General features: G+C 75.7%; 21 protein-coding genes. 1 reads left to right on the top strand and 20 read right to left on the bottom strand.

Annotated elements, in window-relative coordinates:
• Positions 1–76: 76 nt before the first annotated feature.
• The 6 genes from rpmF to recG form a co-directional block, all read right to left on the bottom strand.
• Entirely contained in the window at positions 77–256 is a 180-nt protein-coding gene (gene rpmF, locus IU369_RS07540) for a 50S ribosomal protein L32 (protein WP_217923962.1), read from the bottom strand.
• An 80-nt stretch (positions 257–336) separates the two neighbouring features.
• A complete protein-coding gene (locus IU369_RS07535) occupies positions 337–879 on the bottom strand; it encodes a YceD family protein (protein WP_217923961.1) in 543 nt (180 codons plus the stop codon).
• Positions 880–884: 5 nt separating this feature from the next.
• Positions 885–1,379: a hypothetical protein gene (locus IU369_RS07530; RefSeq protein ID WP_217923960.1), complete on the bottom strand. Its 495-nt coding sequence runs from the start codon at positions 1,377–1,379 to the stop codon at positions 885–887.
• A 10-nt stretch (positions 1,380–1,389) separates the two neighbouring features.
• A complete protein-coding gene (gene coaD / locus IU369_RS07525) occupies positions 1,390–1,908 on the bottom strand; it encodes a pantetheine-phosphate adenylyltransferase (RefSeq protein WP_217923959.1) in 519 nt (172 codons plus the stop codon).
• Positions 1,905–2,462: a 16S rRNA (guanine(966)-N(2))-methyltransferase RsmD gene (rsmD, locus tag IU369_RS07520; RefSeq protein WP_217923958.1), complete on the bottom strand. Its 558-nt coding sequence runs from the start codon at positions 2,460–2,462 to the stop codon at positions 1,905–1,907. The genes coaD and rsmD overlap by 4 nt, the downstream gene beginning before the upstream one ends.
• Positions 2,459–4,642: an ATP-dependent DNA helicase RecG gene (gene recG / locus IU369_RS07515; RefSeq protein ID WP_217923957.1), complete on the bottom strand. Its 2,184-nt coding sequence runs from the start codon at positions 4,640–4,642 to the stop codon at positions 2,459–2,461. Before recG ends, rsmD begins: the two co-directional genes overlap by 4 nt.
• A gap of 73 nt (positions 4,643–4,715) precedes the next feature.
• On the opposite strand from recG, the gene rpmB reads away from it, so the two are divergent.
• Positions 4,716–4,904, top strand: coding sequence for a 50S ribosomal protein L28 (gene rpmB / locus IU369_RS07510; protein ID WP_217923956.1), 189 nt, complete (start codon positions 4,716–4,718; stop codon positions 4,902–4,904).
• A 46-nt stretch (positions 4,905–4,950) separates the two neighbouring features.
• On the opposite strand, the gene IU369_RS07505 is transcribed toward rpmB, so the two are convergent.
• The 14 genes from IU369_RS07505 to IU369_RS07440 all read right to left on the bottom strand — a co-directional run bounded on the left by IU369_RS07505 (position 4,951) and on the right by IU369_RS07440 (position 18,603).
• Positions 4,951–7,467, bottom strand: coding sequence for a glycoside hydrolase family 65 protein (locus IU369_RS07505; protein ID WP_217923955.1), 2,517 nt, complete (start codon positions 7,465–7,467; stop codon positions 4,951–4,953).
• Positions 7,464–8,225, bottom strand: coding sequence for an HAD family hydrolase (locus IU369_RS07500; RefSeq protein WP_217923954.1), 762 nt, complete (start codon positions 8,223–8,225; stop codon positions 7,464–7,466). The genes IU369_RS07505 and IU369_RS07500 overlap by 4 nt, the downstream gene beginning before the upstream one ends.
• Before the next feature lie 142 nt (positions 8,226–8,367).
• On the bottom strand, positions 8,368–9,090 hold the full coding sequence (locus IU369_RS07495; RefSeq protein WP_217923953.1) for a hypothetical protein: 723 nt from the start codon (positions 9,088–9,090) through the stop codon (positions 8,368–8,370).
• A gap of 204 nt (positions 9,091–9,294) precedes the next feature.
• Positions 9,295–9,774 (bottom strand): 6,7-dimethyl-8-ribityllumazine synthase, encoded by a 480-nt coding sequence (gene ribH / locus IU369_RS07490; protein ID WP_217923952.1) that lies wholly within the window; start codon positions 9,772–9,774, stop codon positions 9,295–9,297.
• A complete protein-coding gene (locus tag IU369_RS07485; protein WP_217923951.1) occupies positions 9,774–11,045 on the bottom strand; it encodes a bifunctional 3,4-dihydroxy-2-butanone-4-phosphate synthase/GTP cyclohydrolase II in 1,272 nt (423 codons plus the stop codon). Before IU369_RS07485 ends, ribH begins: the two co-directional genes overlap by 1 nt.
• A complete protein-coding gene (locus IU369_RS07480; RefSeq protein WP_217923950.1) occupies positions 11,042–11,656 on the bottom strand; it encodes a riboflavin synthase in 615 nt (204 codons plus the stop codon). The genes IU369_RS07485 and IU369_RS07480 overlap by 4 nt, the downstream gene beginning before the upstream one ends.
• Entirely contained in the window at positions 11,656–12,804 is a 1,149-nt protein-coding gene (gene ribD / locus IU369_RS07475) for a bifunctional diaminohydroxyphosphoribosylaminopyrimidine deaminase/5-amino-6-(5-phosphoribosylamino)uracil reductase RibD (RefSeq protein WP_217923949.1), read from the bottom strand. The genes IU369_RS07480 and ribD overlap by 1 nt, the downstream gene beginning before the upstream one ends.
• The gene (locus tag IU369_RS07470; protein WP_217923948.1) at positions 12,801–13,475 is read right to left on the bottom strand and encodes a ribulose-phosphate 3-epimerase; all 675 of its coding nucleotides are present in this window, start codon (positions 13,473–13,475) and stop codon (positions 12,801–12,803) included. Before IU369_RS07470 ends, ribD begins: the two co-directional genes overlap by 4 nt.
• A complete protein-coding gene (locus IU369_RS07465; RefSeq protein ID WP_217923947.1) occupies positions 13,472–14,815 on the bottom strand; it encodes a transcription antitermination factor NusB in 1,344 nt (447 codons plus the stop codon). The genes IU369_RS07470 and IU369_RS07465 overlap by 4 nt, the downstream gene beginning before the upstream one ends.
• Complete coding sequence (fmt, locus tag IU369_RS07460) at positions 14,812–15,723, bottom strand: methionyl-tRNA formyltransferase (RefSeq protein WP_217923946.1); 912 nt, start codon at positions 15,721–15,723, stop codon at positions 14,812–14,814. Before fmt ends, IU369_RS07465 begins: the two co-directional genes overlap by 4 nt.
• Positions 15,724–15,729: 6 nt before the next feature.
• Complete coding sequence (gene def / locus IU369_RS07455; RefSeq protein ID WP_217923945.1) at positions 15,730–16,269, bottom strand: peptide deformylase; 540 nt, start codon at positions 16,267–16,269, stop codon at positions 15,730–15,732.
• Positions 16,270–16,319: 50 nt separating this feature from the next.
• Complete coding sequence (locus tag IU369_RS07450; RefSeq protein ID WP_217923944.1) at positions 16,320–16,865, bottom strand: hypothetical protein; 546 nt, start codon at positions 16,863–16,865, stop codon at positions 16,320–16,322.
• A complete protein-coding gene (locus IU369_RS07445) occupies positions 16,832–17,746 on the bottom strand; it encodes a serine/threonine-protein kinase (RefSeq protein ID WP_217923943.1) in 915 nt (304 codons plus the stop codon). The genes IU369_RS07450 and IU369_RS07445 overlap by 34 nt, the downstream gene beginning before the upstream one ends.
• A complete protein-coding gene (locus tag IU369_RS07440) occupies positions 17,743–18,603 on the bottom strand; it encodes a hypothetical protein (RefSeq protein WP_217923942.1) in 861 nt (286 codons plus the stop codon). Before IU369_RS07440 ends, IU369_RS07445 begins: the two co-directional genes overlap by 4 nt.
• Positions 18,604–18,666: the final 63 nt, after the last annotated feature.

The following is an 18,666-nucleotide window of genomic DNA, read 5'->3' as shown; positions in this document are numbered from 1 at the left end:
GGTGGTGCGGGTGCGCCGGGGCGCGAGGATCCGGGCCGGGGCCACGGGGGGCGCGAACGCCCGCCGGTCCGTGCCTCTACCCCTCGATCTCGACGACCGGGCGGCCGCGGTAGTAGCCGCAGACGCCGCACACGTGGTGCGGGCGGATGGGGCTGGAGCAGCGCGGGCAGCTGCCGAGGCGGGTCGCCTCGATGGCATGCGTCGCCCGCCGCGTGTCGCGGCGCTGCTTGGAGGTCTTGCGCTTCGGGACGGCCACGAACTCACCACCGGTCGGAGGACTCGCGGGAGGTTAGCGGGCGGGCGCGCCGAGAGGAAGGGCCGGCGCGGCCCGCCCGGTCACTCGCCGCGCTCGAGGCGCTCCGCGATCTCGCGCAGCGCGTCCCAGCGGGTGTCGGTCGTCTCCTCGGCGTGGTCGCACGGCACGAGGTTGCGGTCGCCGCCGCAGACGGGGCAGATGCCGGCGCAGTCGTCGCGGCAGAGGATCGTGGTCGGCAGGGCCTCGGCGACCGAGTCGCGCGCCCAGGTTCCGAGGTCGACCCGGCCGGGCTCCACGTAGGCGGAGTCGAGGTCCTCGTCGAACTCCTCCCCCTCGCGCCCCTCCGCCTGGAACTCGGTGACGTCGATGGCGAGCGGCACGCGTGCGTCGCCGAGGCACCGCCAGCACGGTCCGGTGATCACGACGTCGGCGCGGAGCCGCAGGTGCAGGCCCGACAGCGACCGGCCGACCTCGACGTCCACCTCGGGCGACGCCGGGTCCGTCACGTAGTCGGACCCGCCGCTGCGGAGCTCGATCGCGGGGACGCGCAGCCGGAGCCGCGTGGCGGCCCCCGGCGCGAGATCGAGTGCGCGGAGGTCCAGGGTGGCGACCTCGCGCTCCATGGTGATCAGAGGTGGGGCTCGGGCGCCAGGTCGTCGCCGTCGAGCGGCTCGTCGGTCGACCGGCCCTGCAGGCGCTCGCGTCCGCGCTGGACGGCCTGGAGGAACTTGCCGAGGTTGACCTCGAGCGTGCCGAGGACCTCGTCGGCGTAGTCCTCGGCGCCGAGGCGGACCTCGCGCTCGCGCTGGCGGGCCTCCTCGAGGATCTCGGCGGCCTCCCGCTCGGCGCGCTTCACGACCTCCTGCTCGGAGGCCTCCTGCGCCGCCTTGTCACGGGCGTCGAGCACGAGGCGCTCGGCCTCGCGCTTCGCCTCGGCGAGCATCTCCTGGCGCTCCTTGACGATCCACCGGGCCTGCTTGACCTCTTCGGGGATCGTCGACCGCATCTGGTCGAGGAGGTCGTAGATCGCCTCGCGGTCGATCCGGACCTGGTCGGTCAGGGGCACGGCCCGCGCGTTGTGGATCAGATCGTCGAGCTTGTCGATCAGTTCGAGTACGTCCAACGAACCCTCCTCAAGGGACCGAGCCGACACCGCGTGGGCGCCGGGCCCGCAGAGCCTCCGCGACGAACGCGGGGACCCAGTCATCGACCGAGCCCCCCCAGGCCGCCACCTCCCGCACACCGCTCGAACTCACGAAGCTGTATTCGGGTGACGCCGGCAGATAGACCGTTTCGATCTCCGCGGCCAGATGCCTGTTCAGCTGCGCCATCTGGAACTCGTAGTCGAAATCGGAGATCGCCCGCAGTCCTTTTACCATGACGGACGCCCCGAGGCTCCGAGCGTGCTCCGTCACGAGCGAGTTGAAACCCTCCACGCGGACGTTCGCCAGGTGGGCGACGCTGCGGCGGACGAAGTCGATGCGCTCCTCGGCCGTGAAGAGCGGCTGCTTCTTGACGGAGCCGGCGGTCACGCAGACCACGACCTCGTCGAAGAGCGTCGCCGCCCGCGCGATCACGTCGACGTGCCCGTTCGTCACGGGGTCGTACGTGCCGGGGCAGATGGCGATGCGGAAGCGGTTGTCGCGTGTCACCGCGGGGCCAGCCCCAGCACGCTCACGGCGGTGTCGCCGTAGGTCCGATCGGTTCGCGTGGCGATGTCCAGTCCTGAGGGCTCGGGTGGCGGGAGCGCGGCGGAGTGCTCGATCACCACGATCCCGGGGGAGGTCATCAGGGGCGAAAGTGCCGCGCCGATCCCCGCCACAACCCGGTCGGTGAGGCTATACGGCGGGTCGCAGAGGCACAACCCGAAGGTCCTCCCCGCCGTCCGCTCCGACCCGAGGGCGGCCCGCCAGTCGCGCCGCAGCACACGGACGCGCGCCTCCTCCCCGAGGGTGGCGACGTTGGCCCGGATGCAGGCGACGGCGCGCGGGTCGCGGTCGACGAGCGTCGCGGAGGCGGCGCCGCGCGACAGGGCCTCCAGCCCGAGCGCCCCGGAGCCGGCGAAGAGGTCGAGCACGTCGAGCCCGTCGACGGGCCCGATGATCGAGAACACGGCCTCGCGCACGCGGTCGGCCGTCGGCCGGGTGGTGGTGCCGCGGGGCGCGGCGATGCGGCGGCCGCGGTGGGTGCCGGCGACGATCCTCACGCGTCGAGGAGCCGCGGGAAGCTGTCGAAGCGGTCGAGCACGGCGTCGCGCAGCAGGCGGTGCTCGGGACCCTCGAGGCGCGGGTCGATGCGGAGGGCGCGGCGAGCGGCCCACCGCGCCTCGGCGAGCTCCCGCCGGTCGCGCGCGAGCCGGGCGAAGCGCAGGTCGGTCGGCCCGGCCTGGCGGAGCCCGAGGACGCTGCCCTCCCCCCGGATCTCCAGGTCGAGCTCGGCGAGGCGGAAGCCGTCGGTCGTCTGGGTGAGCGCCTCCAGGCGCCGCGCGCCGTCCTCGGTCACGGGCTCGCCGAACAGCAGGCACAGGCCGGGGTCCTCGCCGCGGCCGACCCGGCCGCGGAGCTGGTGGAGCTGGGCGAGCCCGAAGCGGTCGGCGTCCTCGATGAGGATGACGGTGGCGTTCGCGACGTCGATGCCGACCTCCACGACGGTGGTGGCGACGAGGAGCTCGGTGCGACCCTCGGCGAAGTCGAGCATCGCCCGCCGCTTCTCCTCGGAGGGCTGGGCGCCGTGGACGAGGCCGACCCGGAACGCGGCGAACGGGCCCTCGGCCAGGCGGCGCGCCTCGGTGGTGGCGGCGCGGGCCTCCGCGGCGGCGCCCTCCTCGACGAGGGGGCAGATGACGTAGGCCTGGCGGCCGGCGCGCAGGGCGGCGCGCACCTGCTCGTAGGCGTCCTCCCGCTCCTCGCCGCGCACCCAGCGGGTCTCGACGGGGGCGCGGCCCGGGGGGCGGGTGCGGATCGTGGAGACCGTGAGGTCGCCGTAGGCGGTCAGCGCCAGCGTCCGCGGGATCGGGGTGGCCGTCATGTAGAGCAGGTGGGCGGCCCCTCCCCCGCCGGCGCGCTCCGACAGCGCCTGGCGCTGCTCGACGCCGAAGCGGTGCTGCTCGTCGACGACGACGAGGCCGAGGCGGTGGAAGTCGACGCCCTCCGACAGGAGGGCCTGGGTGCCGACGGCGACGGTGGCCGTCCCGGTGCGCAGGGCCATCAGCCGGCGCTCGCGCTCGGCGCCGGTCACCCTCCCCGTCAGCAGCACGGGGTGGAGCCCGACGGGGCCGAGGAGGCCGTCGAGGGTGCGCAGGTGCTGCTCGGCGAGCGTCTCGGTGGGCACGAGCACCGCCGACTGGGCGCCCGCCTCGGCGGCCTGGCAGACGGCGAGCAGCGCGACGAGCGTCTTCCCGGACCCGACCTCCCCCTGCAGCAGGCGCCGCATCGGCCGCGTGCGGGAGAGATCGCGGCCGATCTCCCGGGCGGCGTGGCGCTGGGGCGGGGTGAGGGTGAACGGGAGCCCGGCGATCAACGGCTCCGAGTGCGCCCCCGTCGCGACGAGGGCGGGGGCCGCCCGGGTCGCGGTCTGGTGGCGGCGGACGGCCTCCAGGCCGAGCTGCAGCACCATGAGCTCCTCCACGACCATCCGGCGGCGGCCGAGGCGGCTCTCGGGGCGCGAGCGGGGGAAGTGGACGGCGACGAGGGCGTCGGCGGCGCCCGGCAGGCCGAGGCGCCACCGGACCCACGCGGGCAGGCGCTCCGGGGCGGCGCGCGCCAGGGGGCGCGCCAGGTCGACCAGCTCGCGGATGCGGCGCACCGGCATGCGCTCCGTCGCCGGGTAGACGGGGACCAGCCCCTGGGTGTGCAGGCCGACGGACCCGGCGGCGCCGACGACCTCGTGGCTCCTGACGGACAGCTCGCGCCGCCCCTCCCCGCCGACCCGGCCGCGCAGCAGCAGCTCGTCGCCGGGGTGCAGCACCCGTGCGAGGTGGGCCTGGTTGAACCACGTCACCGCCATGCGCCCGCTGCCGTCGTGGACCCGCGCCGACACGATCTTCAGGCCCCGCCGCCGGGTGGGGCGCACCGCGATCGCGTCGAGCACGACCCGCACGGTGGCCTCCTCGCCGGCGGAGAGGCTCGACACGGGACGGACGTCCTGGTCGAAGGCCTCGTACCGCGCCGGCAGGTGCTCGAGCAGGGTCCCGATGTTCGAGATCCCCAGCACGGCGGCCCTCTCGGCGGTGGTGGCGCCGACGCCGGGCAGCTCCGTGAGGGGCGTCAGCCACCAGTCGGGACGGGGCCGGCGGGGCGGCAGGGCCCCCGGCCAGGGGGTCCCGCGTCCGTGCCCGAGGGGGGGTCCCGCCGGCGCCGGATCCGGCGTGGTTGCGCTGACCGCCATCGGGCGAGCATAATCCGGGGCCGCTCGGACGCCCCCTGCGTCCACCACGACCCACACGGAAGCGAGACGGCGGATGGCGAAGGTCTGCAGCGTCTGCGGCAAGGCGCCCACGTTCGGCAACAACCGCAGCCACTCGATGCGCGCGACCCCGCGGCGCTTCAACCCGAACATCCAGAAGGTGCGGATCCTGAAGGGCGCGACCCCGGTCCGCGCCTACGTCTGCACCAGCTGCCTCAAGGCCGGCAAGGTCCTCAAGGCGTAGCACGACCGCGCCGGCGCCCCCCCGGGGCCGCCGGCGCGCACGTCCCTCAGGCGGGCCCCGGCCGGACGGCGTCCTCGACGTCCTCGACGAGCAGGTCCGAGGCGGGCGTCGGGACCGACGCCATGATGAGCGACCCGTCCTCGCGCCGGGAGCCCTCGAGGTCGCTCGTGCGCGGCGTGCCCGTGAGGCGCGGCCCCTGGCCGTCGAGCGGCACCACGACCGGTGCGCCGAGGCGGACGCTGACGGGCTCCCCGCGCACCTCCACGTCGACCCCCACCCCCTCCTCGAGGGTGAACGTGATCGACTCCCGGCGCAGCTCGGCGCGCACGCGGGACCCCCGGAGCGTGATGCGGAACTCGAGACGCTCCCAGTCGTCCGGAAGCCGCGGGTCGAAGGTGTAGCGGCCGCGCCAGTCGCGCATGCCGCCGAAGCCGAAGACGAGGGTGCTCCAGATGCCGCCGGTCGAGGCGACGTGGACGCCGTCGGGGGTGTTGCGGTGCAGGTCCCCGAGGTCGACGTAGAGCGCCGACAGGAAGTACTCCCGGGCGAGGTCCTTGTAGCCGATCTCGGCCGCGATGATCGACTGGACGACCGCCGACAGGGTGGAGTCGCCGGTGGTGAGCGGGTCGTAGTAGGCGAAGTCGTTCAGCTTCTGCTCGGGCGTGAACTCGTCGCCCTGCAGGAGGAGCGCCAGCACCACGTCCGTCTGCTTGAGCACCTGGAAGCGGTAGATGACGAGCGGGTGGTAGTGGAGCAGCAGGGGCCGCTGCCCGTTCGGGGTGCTCTCGAGGTCCCAGACCTCCTTCTCGAGGAACTGGGAGTCCTGGGGGTGGATGCCGAGGCGCGAGTCGTACGGCACGTGCATGGCCTCGGCGGCCTGCGACCAGTCCTCGATCTCCCCCACCTCCAGCCCGAGGCGGCGCTGCAGCCGGTCGAACGCCCGGGGGTCGGAGCTCTGGAGACGCCGGCAGATGCGCGCGGCGGCGCGCAGGTTGGCCCGCGCCATGACGTTGGTGTAGAGGTTGTCGTTGACGACGGTCGTGTACTCGTCCGGGCCCGTCACGCCGTGGATGTGGAACGAGCTGTCGCCGTTGCGGCGCCAGAAGCCGAGGTCCTCCCACATGCGCGCGGTCTCGACGAGGATGTCGACGGCCCCGCGGGACAGGTAGTCCCAGTCGGCGGTCGCCTCGACGTACTGCACGAGCGCGTGCGAGATGTCCGCATCGATGTGGTACTGCGCGGTGCCGGCGGCGTAGTAGGCCGACGACTCGAGCCCGTTGATCGTGCGCCACGGGAACAGCGCGCCGCGCTGGTTGAGCTCGGCGGCGCGGTCGCGGGCGGCGTCGAGCATCCCCTGCCGGAACCGCAGCGCGTTGCGGGCGACGTTCGGCGAGGTGTACGTCAGGAACGGCAGGACGTAGATCTCGGTGTCCCAGAAGTAGTGGCCTCCGTAGCCGGAGCCGGAGACGCCCTTCGCCGCGATGCCGCCGCCGTCGGTGCGCGCCGACGCCTGGGCGGCCTGGAACAGGTTCCACCGCACGGCCTGCTGGATGTCGGGGTGCCCGTCCACGACGACGTCGGACCGCTCCCAGTAGCCGTCGAGCCATTCGCGCTGCTGGGCGGTCATCCCGGCGAGGGTGAGCTCCCGTGCCCGGTCGAGCGAGCGGTGGCAGCGGTCGGCCAGCGCGCTCGGGGGAACCCCGACGGCCGTGTGGTACGACAGCATCTTGACGAGGCGCACCGGCACGCCGGCGCGGGCCCGCACCCGGTAGACGTGCTTGGCGACGTCGTCGTCGATGCTGCTCGACCGGTCCCACTCGCAGTCGGTCAGCAGCGTGTGCTCGACGCCGCAGGCGAGCGTCATGGCGGAATGGGTCGTCCGGTAGCCGAGCAGGTGGCGGTCCTCCCGCTCCTGACGCAGGGCGGGCTGGAGGACCCGCTCTCTGAACGCCTCGGCCTTGCGCGGGTCGAAGCCGCCGACGCCGTTGCCGGCGGTGTACTCGTCGACGCCGTCCTGGCGGTTCAGGATCTGGCTGGAGATGAGGATGGAGGCGTCCGCGTCGAGCAGCGTCACCTCGTAGTCGATGGCCCCGAGGTGACGGTCGGTGAACGAGACCATCCGGCGCGAGCAGACCCGCACGCGCTTGCCGGCGGGCGTCCGCCACTCGAGCTCGCGGATGAGCACCCCGTCGCGGAAGTCGAGGACCCGCGAGTACGCGAGCAGCTCGGCCTCGCTGATGACGAGCGGCTCGTCGTCGACGTAGAGGCGGATGACCTTCGCGTCGGGGACGTTGACGATCGTCTGGCCGACGCGGGCGAAGCCGAACGCCTCCTCGGCGTGCCGGATCGGCCACGTCTCGTGGAAGCCGTTGATGAACGTGCCGTGGTCGTGGCCGTCGCGGCCCTCCTCGAGGTTGCCGCGCAACCCGAGGTAGCCGTTGCCGACGGCGAACAGGCTCTCGGTGCGCCCCTGCAGCGCGGCGCTGAACTCCGTCTCGCGCAGCGACCACTCGTCGACCGGGAACCGGCTGCGGTCGAGCGGGTCGGAGTCGATGCGGTTCATGCGGGGTCCCGGGGGTCGGCGGTCGGGAGCTCGGGGATCAGCTCGGCGAGGTCGTCGACCACGAGATCGGCACCGGAGGCGAGCAGTTCCAGCGCTCCGGCTCCCCGATCGACGCCGACCACCAGGCCGAACCCGCCGTCGCGCCCCGCCTGGACCCCGGAGTGGGCGTCCTCCACGACGACGCACTCCTCCGCCCCGAGCCCCAGCAGGCGGGCGCCGTGGAGGTACGTGTCGGGCGCCGGCTTGCCGGGCAGCCCGAGGGCCGCGGCGACCTCCCCGTCGACGACGTGCGCGAACCGGTCGCGCAGCCCGGCGGCCCGCAGGACCGGCTCCGCGTTGCGCGAGCTCGACACGACCGCGACGGCGAGCCCGGCGGCGATCGCCGCGTCGAGGAAGGCGACCGACCCGGGGTACGGGGTGACCCCGTTCTCCGCGAGCTCGGCGGTGAACGCCGCGTTCTTGCGGTTCCCGAGCCCGGCGACGGTCTCGGCGACGGGGTCGTCGCCGGGCGTCCCCTCGGGCAGCACGATGCCCCGTGACGCGAGCATCGCCCGCACCCCGTCGAGACGTGGCTTGCCGTCGATGTACGCGAAGTAGTCGGCGTCGGTGTACGGCTCGACGACGCCGCGGGCGGCGAGGGCCGCGGAGAACATCCTCCGCCACGCGCGCCTGTGGACCTCCGCCGTCGGGGTGAGGACCCCGTCGAGGTCGAACAGGACGCCGCGCAACCCGGTCAGGCGCGGGACGTCTGTGGTCACGGGTCGGACCTCCGGCGTACGGGACGGGACGTGCGGCTACACCACGGCCGCCGGGGAGTCGGCCTCCCGCGAAACCTAGTCCACCGGGACCCCCAGGGGAACCGCGGACCCGCCGGGGCGGGGTCCGCGGCGCCCGTGGCGGCTACCGGTTCACGTACGTCCTGAAGACGTTGATGCTCGCCGAGAGGCGCGGCGTGGACTTCGCCGAGAACCTCGGGCTCTGGTCGAACTGGACGCGCCACAGGCCGGTCTGCGGGTTCGAGACCGGGATCTGCCGCCGCTTGACGGTGAGCAGGCCGCAGGGGTTGCTCGCGCGGCCGAACTTCACGTTGGCGCGGACCTTCCCGCCGTAGCGGTAGTGCGCGTAGATCGGCAGGTCCGGCGTGAAGCCGGACAGCTTGAACGTCACCTTCGCCGACGGCCGCGCCCGCTTCGGCGTGGCGCTGAAGGCGAGCGGGGCCGCGCGCAGGTTGATGGTGTTGCTGACGCCCTGCGCCGGGGGGGTGCCGCCGGGGCCGCCCGCGTCCTCGGCCACGACCGTGAACGGCGTCGACCGCGGGACGGTGCCGGTGAGGAGGTCGAACACGCTGAGCTGGGCGGAGATGGTGCCGTCGGCGCCGGCGACCCCCGAGATGCTGCGGGCGCCGCGGCGCAGCGTCACCTGGGCACCGGGGCCGAAGCCCGACCCCGTCACGGCGAGCGGCGGCGCGGTGAGACCGCCCGACGCCGGCTGCACGGGACGGACGCAGATCGCGTCGGCGGCGATGACCGGCGCGGCGCTCGCGACGGCCGGGACGGCCGCGATGACGGCGGGCGCCACGAGGGCGGCGATGGCGCCGCGGCGCCGGATGGTGCGATGGGTCATGCTCTCTCCAAAATCGTGGACGGCCACCCCACGCACGACCCTATCCCCCGACGGGGCTCCCGCTCCGCAGGGATTACCGAATCCGAATGTTTTCGTGGTCGCGGACAAGCGCCTCTCGCGGCGGCTTCGCCGCTGATCGCGAGAACGGCGCGGACGGCGGCACCGGCTGCCGCCGGGGACGGCCGCCGGAAAAGCCAGACCCGGTCAGCGTCCTTCGGCGACCAGGTTCGCCATGACCACCGCGGCGTCGGCGGCGTCGGAGCCGGCGTTGCCCTTGTCGCCGCCGGAGCGGGCCTCGGCCTGCGGGCGGTCCTCGGTGGTCAGCAGTCCGAACGTGCAGGGCACGCCGGTCTCGAGGCCGACGCGCATCAGGCCGTGCGACGCGGCGGAGCAGATGTGGTCGAAGTGGGCAGTCTCGCCCCGGATCACGACGCCGAGGGCGATGACCGCCGCGTACCGCCGGCGGAGGGCCATCGAGCGGGCCGCGAGGGGCAGCTCGAACGCGCCGGGGACCCAGGCCTCCTCGAGGTGCCCGTCGGGCAGCCCCGCCTCGCGGAGGCGGTCCGCGGTGCCCTGCAGCAGGCGTTCGCTCAGGTCGCGGTGGAAGCCCGCGATGACCGCGACCATCCGCACCCCGGGGTGCTCGAGGCGGGGCGCCGGGGGCGGCGGGCCGATGCGGGCCATCAGTCGGTCTCGCCCTCCTCCGACCCGACGCCGTCGGCGTCGAAGCGGAGGTCCTGGTGGTGGAGGATGTGGCCCATCTTGTCGCGCTTCGTGCGGAGGTACTCGACGTTGTCGCCGACGGGGCTCATCTCGATCGGGACCCGGTCGATCACCGACAGGCCGTAGCCCTCGAGGCCGACGATCTTCTTGGGGTTGTTGGTGAGGAGGCGGATCGAGCTGAGGCCGAGGTCCACGAGGATCTGGGCGCCGATGCCGTAGTCGCGCAGGTCGGGGGGGAAGCCGAGCTCGAGGTTGGCCTGCACCGTGTCGAGCCCCTGGTCCTGCAGCTCGTACGCCCTCAGCTTGTTGAGGAGGCCGATGCCGCGGCCCTCCTGGGCGATGTAGAGCAGCACCCCGCTGCCCTCCTCGGCGATGGTGCGCATCGCGGCGCGCAGCTGCTCGCCGCAGTCGCAGCGCTGCGAGCCGAACACGTCGCCGGTGAGGCACTCGGAGTGGACGCGCACCAGCACGTCCTTCGCCCCGTCGACCTCGCCCTTCACCATCGCGAGGTGGTGCTTGCCGTCGAGGATCGAGCGGTAGCCGACGGCGGTCCAGTCGCCGTACTCGGTGGGCAGCCGGGCGGCGGTGCCGCGCTCGATCAGGCGCTCCGTGCGGCGGCGGTGCTCGATGAGCTGGGCGATGGTGATGATCCGCAGGCCGTGCTCCGCCGCGTAGGGCATGAGCTCGGGCACGCGGGCCATGGTGCCGTCGGCGTTGCTGATCTCGCAGATGACGCCCGCGGGGATCAGGCCCGCGAGGCGCGCCAGGTCGACGGCGGCCTCGGTGTGGCCGGCGCGTTCGAGGACGCCGCCGGGCTTGGCCCGCAGCGGGAACACGTGGCCGGGCTTGACGATGTCCTCGGGGCCGGCGTCGGGGTCGATCGCCACCATGATCGTGCGGGAGCGGTCGGGGGCCGAGATGCCCGTCGTGATGCCGTGCCGCGCCTCGATCGGCTCGGTGAAGGCGGTGGCGTACTGGCTCTCGTTCTGCCGCACGACGGGCTTCAGGCCGAGCTGGTCGCAGCGCTGGTCGGTGAGGGCGAGGCAGATCAGGCCACGGCCGTGGGTGGCCATGAAGTTGATGGCCTCCGGCGTGGCGAACTGCGCGGCCATGACGAGGTCGCCCTCGTTCTCGCGGTCCTCGGAGTCGAGGATCACCACCATGCGGCCGGCGCGGATCTCCTCGATCGCCTCCGTGACGGTGGCGAAGTCGGTCGTCCCCTTCGTGCTCATCGCGCGTCTCCTCCCGGCGGGGCGTACGGCGCCGCCAGCGCCTCGACGTATTTTGCCACCACATCCACCTCGAGGTTCACGGGTCGCCCGACGGCCCGGGGACCGAGCGTCGTGACGGCCATGGTGTGCGGGATCAGCGCGACGGTGAAGGCGTCCGGGAGCCGTTCGGCGACCGTCAGGCTGACACCGTCCACGGTGATGCTCCCCTTCTCGACCACGTAGCGCAGCAGGGGGGCGGGCGCCGCGATCTCCAGGATCGTGCTGCCCCCCTCGGGGCGGGCGGCCCGCACGGTGCCGAGGCCGTCCACGTGCCCCTGGACCAGGTGGCCGTCGAGACGGTCACCGAGCCGCATGGGCCGCTCCAGGTTGACACGGTCACCGGGGGCGGCGCCCCCGAGGGACGTGCGGCGCAGCGTCTCGGCGACGGCGTCCACGGCGAACCCGTCCCCGGTGACGTCCACGGCGGTCAGGCACGCGCCGTTGACGGCGACGGAGTCGCCGACCGCGAGGCCCTCCAGCACGACGGAGGCGCCGATCACGAGGCGCGCCCCCTCGTCGCGGGGCTCGACGCGCGTGACGACGCCGCCCTCCTCCACGAGACCCGTGAACATCAGCCGCCTCCCGGCAGGGGGCGCAGGCGCCCGGTCACCAGCACGTCCCCGCCGACGTCCTCGGTGCGGGTGTCGATCAGGCGGGGCGCGGCGGACAGCTCCCGCACCCCCTCGCCGGCGAGGGCGCTCGGGGCGCCGTCGCCGCCGATCAGCATCGGCGCGAGGAACCAGGCGACCCGGTCGACGGCCCCGGCCGCGACGAGGGCCCCGGCCAGCACGGCGCCGCCCTCGACGAACAGGGACTGGACGCCGCGCGCGCCGAGCGCCCGGAGGCCGGCGTCGAGGCGCGCGGGGGCGTCGCCGGGCAGCACCTCGACCTCGACGCCGCGCTCCCGCAGGGCCGCGACGCGGTCGGCGGGGGCGGCCTCCCCGGCCAGCACGATCACGGGGGGCCCGTCGGCCGCGTCCCGCACGAGGGCCGCGTCGAGCGGGAGCCGGGCCGTCGTGTCGAAGACCACCCGGGCGGGCGGGCGCACGGGGCCGTCCACGTCGCGGGCCGTCAGGCGCGGGTCGTCGGCGAGGGCGGTGCCGAGGCCGACCGCGACGGCGTCGGCGTCGGCCCGCCACCGGTGCACGAGGGCACGCGACGCGGGGCCGGAGATCCAGCGGCTCTCCCCCGTCGCCGTCGCGATGCGGCCGTCGAGGCTCGTCGCGAGCTTGAGCGTGACCTCGGGCCGCCCGGTCAGGGCCGCCGTCAGGAACGGCGAGACCAGCTCGGCGCAGGCGTGGCGGGCCGCGCCCTCCGCGAGGACCACCTCGACGCCGGCCTCCCGCAGCACCGCGACGCCGCCGGCCCGCTCCCGCTCCAGCGGGTCGGCGAGGCCGACGACCACCCGCGCCACGCCGGCGTCCACCAGCGCGTGCGCGCAGGGGGGCGTGCGCCCGTGGTGCGAGCAGGGCTCCAGCGTGCAGATCACCGTCGCGCCGCGCGCGGCGTCGCCGGCGGCGGCGAGGGCCATGGCCTCGGCGTGGGGCAGGCCGGGTCCCTCGTGCCAGCCCTCCGCCACCGTGACCCCGTCGCGCAGCACCACGGCCCCGACGAGGGGGTTCGGGCTGACCCGTCCGCGGCCGTTGAGCGCCAGCGCGCGCGCACGGTCGAGGGCGGCGGCCTCGGACGGCGTGACCGGCGCGGTGGCGCGGGTGGTCACCCGGCCGCCAGCCCCGTCAGGGCGCGGAAGGCGGCGAGGGGGTCGTCCGCCCCGAAGATCGACGACGCCGAGACGAGCATCGTCGCCCCGGCGGCCCGTGCGCCGGGCAGCGTCGCCGTGCCGATGCCGCCGTCGACCTCGATGACCACGCGGTCGGGCAGCAGCTCCCGGAGGCGGGCGATCCGCCGCGGCGCCGACGTGATGAACGACTGGCCGGCGAAACCCGGGTCGACCGCCAGCACGTTGACGTAGTCGAGCTCGTCGGCGAGCTCGGCGACGTGCTCGACCGGGGTGCCGGGGTTGAGCGCGAGCCCCGCGTGGCAGCCGGCCTCGCGGATGACCCCGAGCAGCCGGTGCGGGTGCGGGTCGGCCTCCACGTGGACGGTGATGGCGTCGGCGTACGGGGCGAACAGCGGGATCATCTCGCCGGGTCGCGCGACCATCAGGTGCACGTCGACGAGGGCCCCGGCGGCGTGCGCCACGCCGGCGAGGGCGCGCGTCCAGTCGGGTCCGACGGTGAGGTTGGGGACGAAGGCGCCGTCCATGACGTCCACGTGGAAGGCGCGCGCCCCGGCGCCGGCGAGCGCGGCGACCTGGTCGCCGAGCGCCAGCATGTCGGCCGACATGACCGACGGCAGCACCACCGGGTCGCGGGGGAGCGGCAGGCTCACGGGCGCAACCGGGCCACGAAGAAGCCGTCGGTGCCGTGGCGGTGCGGCAACGTCAGGAGCGCCCCCGGCACGCGCGGGTGCGCGAGGCCCGGGAAGGCGTCGCCCAGGTCCTCGATCGTGGCGCCGGACGCCCGCACGACGTCCTCGTTCTCGGCGGCGATCAACGTGCACGTCGAGTAGACGACGCGGCCGCCGGGGCGGACGAGCTCGAGCGCACGGCCGAGCAGCGCCGACTGCAGGCGGGTGAGGGGCTCGAGGGCCTCCTCCCGACGCCGCCAGCGCGCGTCCGGCCGCGCCGACAGCACCCCGAGGCCGGTGCAGGGCGGGTCCACGAGCACGGCGTCGTACCCCCCGTCGAGCGCGACCTCGAGGGCGTCGCCCTCGACGACGTCCACCCGGGCGCCCATGCGGTGGGCGACGGCGCGGAGCGCCTGGGCCCGCTGGGGGCGCAGCTCCACGGCCGTGATGCGGGCGCCGCCGTACGCGAGCGCCGCCATGTGGGTCGTCTTGGCGCCCGGGGCGGCGCAGAGGTCCAGCACCCGCTCGCCGGCGACGGGCGCGACGACGTGGGCGACGAGCTGCGAGGCGCGGCTCTGCCCCATCGCCCGGCCGCGGGCCCACACCTCGGAGTCCTCCAGCGCGAACGCGCCGGGCAGGACGTAGGCCTCGGGCACGAGCGGGTCGCGCCGCCAGCCGTCCGGCAGGGCGGCCTCGAGGGTCGCCCGCGGGCCGCGCAGCGGGTTCCACCGCAGCGCCGACTCGGCGGGCTCGGCGGCGGCGCGCATGACGCCGTCCGCGTCCTCCTCGCCGAGCGAGTCCACGAGCCGCGCCGCGATCCAGTCGGGCATCGAGTGGCGCAGGCCGGCCGTCTCGGCCCCTCCCGCGTCGAGCTCCGCCAGGCGGCCGGCGGCGTCGCCGGCGAGGCGGCGCATCACGGCGTTCACGAGGCCGGCGCGGGCCGACGACCGGGCCTTCGCGCCGCGCAGGCCGCGGGCCTGGCGGACGGCCTGGTCGACCGCGGCGTGGTCCGGCACGCCGTCGGAGAAGGCGAGCTCGTACGCGCCGAGGCGGAGGATGTCCCGCACCGCCGGCTCGAGGTGGGTCGGGCGGTCGAGGGCGCCGTCGATGAGCCAGTCGAGCGTGCGGCGCCGCTGCACCGCCCCGTAGGCGAGGCGCATGGCGTGGGCGCGGGAACGCGGGTCGAGCTCCGCCCGGCGGGCCTCGGCGGCGAGGGCGCGGTCGGCGTAGGCGCCGTCGTCCACGCGGCGCAGGACCCGCAGGGCGACGCTGCGCTCGCGGGCGACGCCGCCGCCGGCCGGTGACTCGGTGGCGGTGCTCATGAGGTCGTCCAGTCGAGGGGGCCGCGGTGGCCGCGGAGGAAGCTGCCGGCGTCCATCCGCCCGCGCCCGGGGGGCTGCAGCTCGAGGATCTCGAGCGACCCCTCCGCGCACCCGGCGACCAGGCGGCCGTCGGTCGCGGTGAGGCCCGCCGGCGCGGGGGCGTCGTGGGCGGCGGCGCGCCAGACCTTGAAGGGCTCCCCGCCGATGCGGCAGGTCGCCCCGATGTGCGGCGACAGGGCCCGCACGCGGCGGGCGAGCTCGGCGGCGGGCCGTCCGAGGTCGAGGGGGCGGTCGTCGGCGGTGATCTTGGGGGCCAGCGACACGCCCTCGTCGGGCTGCGGCGTCTCGACGGCGCGCCCCTCCTCCATGTCGGTGAGGACCCGGGCCAGCAGCGGCCCGCCCATCTCCGACAGCCGCGCGACCAGGGCGCCGGTGTCCTCCGCCGGGTCGATCGGGGTCCGCTCCACCGCCAGCATCGGTCCGGTGTCCAGCCCCGCGTCCATGCGCATGATCGTCACGCCGGTCTCCTCGACTCCATCCATCAGGGCACGTTCGACCGGCGCCGCGCCGCGGTACGCCGGGAGCAGCGAGAAGTGGACGTTCACGCAGGGCCACGCGTCGAGCACGGCGTCACGCAGGATCTGCCCGAAGGCCACCACCGCGAGCGCGTCGGCGCCCGTCGCGGCGATCTGCTCCCGCACCTCGGGGTCGTTGATGGTCCGCGGCCGGATCACCGGGAGCCCCAGCTCCAGGGCCGCCGCGGCGACGGGCGTCGGGGTGGGCGTGCCGCGCCGGCCCCTCGGCCGGTCCGGCTGCGACACGACGACGACGACCTCGTGGGGCGACGCGACGAGTGCGCGCAGCGGCCCCACCGCCGCGTCGGGGCTGCCCGCGAAGGCGATGCGCACGGGCGGTCAGCCCCCGTCGCGCAGTGCCTTGAGCGCCTCCCGGCGCTGATCGGGCGCCGTGCGGTCGAGGATCAGGACGCCGTCCAGGTGGTCGAGCTCGTGCTGGATCACGCGTGCGGCGAAGCCCTCCGGCTCCAGCTCGATCACGTTGCCGCGCACGTCCTGCGCACGCACCCGGATCGCCACCGCGCGGGGCACCTCGACGCTGATCTCGCCGATCGAGAGGCACCCCTCGTAGTCGTACTCCTCCTCGTCGGAGCGCCACGTGATCTCGGGGTTGCAGAGGACCGCCGGCGGCGCGTCCTCCCCCGTCATGACCACCGCGAGCCGGCGCAGGGAGCCGACCTGGGGGGCGGCGAGCCCGACGCCGCGGGCGTCGTGCATGATCGCGATCATCCGCTCCGCCTCGTCGGCGAGCGCCTCGTCGAACTCGGTGATCGTCAGGGCCGGCGCCCGCAGCACGGGGTCGCCCATCTGGCGGATCTGCGACAGCGCCGAGAGGCGCCGCTGCTCCATCACGGGGTCGTCGAGGGCGCGGGAGGACACGTCCCGACTCTAGCAAGCGCCCCCACCCCGACGGGGCGCGGGACCCGGGGTCAGGAGACGGGCCGCACCTGGGCGCCGCGCGAGGAGGCGAGCGCCGTCGCGTAGGACGCGGGGTCCTCGTAGCGGCCGCGCACGAGCACCGCGCGCTCGCCGGTCGACTCCGCGAGCACCAGCATCGCCCAGCGCTCCGACTGGCCGAGCACGTCGATGATGGTGTACCGGCGGGCGACCTCGCCGATCGCGGTGCCGCCCGGGGCGAGCGGCTCGACCACGTAGTCGTCGTCCTCGAGCCGGGCGCGGACCGCGGCGAGCGCGTCCCAGCCGCCGGGGAAGGCGGTGACCCGGACGCCCGCGACGTCGGCGGCGACCGCGCCGGGGATGGCGACGCCCCCGGGCAGGTCGGCGGCCGCGGCGGCGCTCGCGCGCACCCCGAGGCCGTCGAGGCCGGGGACCGTCTCGGGGAGGGTGACGCGCGGGTTGGCGGCGGGCGCCGGCGGGGGCGTCGCGGGGTCCCCGCCGCCGAGGCCGACGGTGAGGGCGGCCGCGCCCCCGCCCGCGGCGATCAGGCCCGCCACGGCGAGGGCCGGCACGAGCACGGCGCGGCGGCGGCGGCGGGCGGCGGGGCGCGCCGCACGAGCGCGCGGGTGGGGGCCCCGGTGCCGCCGAGGGCGGCGTCGATGGCGTCGGCGAGCGTCGCGGCCGTCGCGGGGCGGTGGGCCGGGTCCTTCGCCAGCCCGTCCGCGAGGGCGGCGTCGAGGGCGGCGGGGAGCCCGGGCCGCACGTCGGAGGCGCGGCGGGGCGCGTGGTGGGCGTGGGCGTGCAGGACGCCCGCGATGCCGTCGGCGCGGAAGGGCGGCTCGCCCGTCAGGGCGCGGAAGGCGGTCGCGGCGAGCGCGTAGCGGTCGGACGCCGGCGTGGCGCGGTGGCCGGCGATCACCTCGGGCGCGAGGTAGCCGGCGGTGCCGATGAGGGCGCCCTCGGCGGTGAGCGCCGTCGCGTCCCCGCGCAGGGCGATGCCGAAGTCGGCGAGCCACGGCCCCGCGGGGTCGAGCAGGACGTTGCCGGGGGTCACGTCGCGGTGCAGGACCCCGGCGGCGTGCGCCGCGTCGAGGGCCGACGCGATCGCCGTGACGATCGTGGCCGCCTCGCGCGGGGCGAGCGGGCCGGCGGCGAGGCGCGCGTCGAGGCTGCCGCCGCGCGCGAGCGCCATGACGAGGTAGCCCCGGCCCTCGTGCTCCCCCGCGTCGAGGATCGGGACGACGCCGGGGTGCTCGAGTGCGACGAGGGCGTCGCACTCCCGCGCGAAGCGGACCCGGAATCCGGGGTCCGCCCAGATCGCGGGGTGGACCAGCTTGAGGGCGGCCGGCCGGGAGAGGACGGCGTGGCGCACGCGGTAGACCGCGGCCTGCCCCCCTCCCCCGATCCGCTCCTCGAGCGCCCAGGGGCCGACGCGCCGCTCCTGGGCGACCAGCGTCACCGGCGCGCGGGGAGCAGCGACCGCGCGGTGGACTGCGTCCACGCGCGTGCGGCGAGGTAGTCGCCGGCGCCGTTCACGGCGAGCCGCGGGCGGCCGTCGCCCCCGGCGGCGTAGCCGGGCCCGCCGTCGCCGCTCGCGAGCGTGAGCGCGAGGCCGTCCCTGCCGACCGCGATCTCGGCCTGCGGGTCGCCGGTCTGCGGGAAGGCGACGGTCGCGGCGCCCGCCTCGTTGCGGATGCGGGGGGCCGGGGCGAGGTCGTTCAGGTCGAAGAACATCCCGGCGAGGCTCGGCCGCAGGTCCTGCGCGATGAGGGGCATGAGGCCCTCGAGCCGGTAGAGCTCGGCGACGCGCGGGGTGAGGAAGTAGTCGGCCTCCCGCAGCAGCAGCAGGTCGGTGCCCTGGGCGCGGCCGCGCTCGGGGCGCTCCTGCACCCAGTCGCGCACGCGGAGCCAGGAGCGGTGGCGGATGGTGCGGCCGTCCGCGCCGGCCCGCTCGACCGCCGCCGGCGGCTTGCGGTCGGGGGTGACCGCGACGACGATCACCTTGTCGTAGGACTCGGCCAGCGCGTCGTGGGTGGCGCGCAGGCGCGCCTCCTCGTCGGCGTCGAAGGCCAGGGTCGCCTGCACCGCGAACGTCCAGCCCGCGCCGCGCACGACGATGTCGCCGAGCAGGTCGTCGCCGAGGGGGCGCTGCTCGCGCACCAGGAGGGCGTCGGCCTCGGGGAGGGACTCCCCGGAGATCTCCTCGACCAGCGCGGTCCGCGTCTCGGGCCCGCCGAGGCCCAGCAGCGTGGCGAGGACGTGGACCCACTGCTCACGTGGGTCGCTGGACGCCTCGAATAGGCGGGGAACCGGCATGGACGAGCGCTCCTTGACGAGTGACGGACCGCACAGGAGCGTAGCGAACCCGTCCCCCGGAGC

The sequence above is a fragment of the Miltoncostaea oceani genome, assembly GCF_018141545.1.
Lineage (GTDB): Bacteria > Actinomycetota > Thermoleophilia > Miltoncostaeales > Miltoncostaeaceae > Miltoncostaea > Miltoncostaea oceani.
This window is presented reverse-complemented; position numbering and strand designations above follow the sequence as displayed.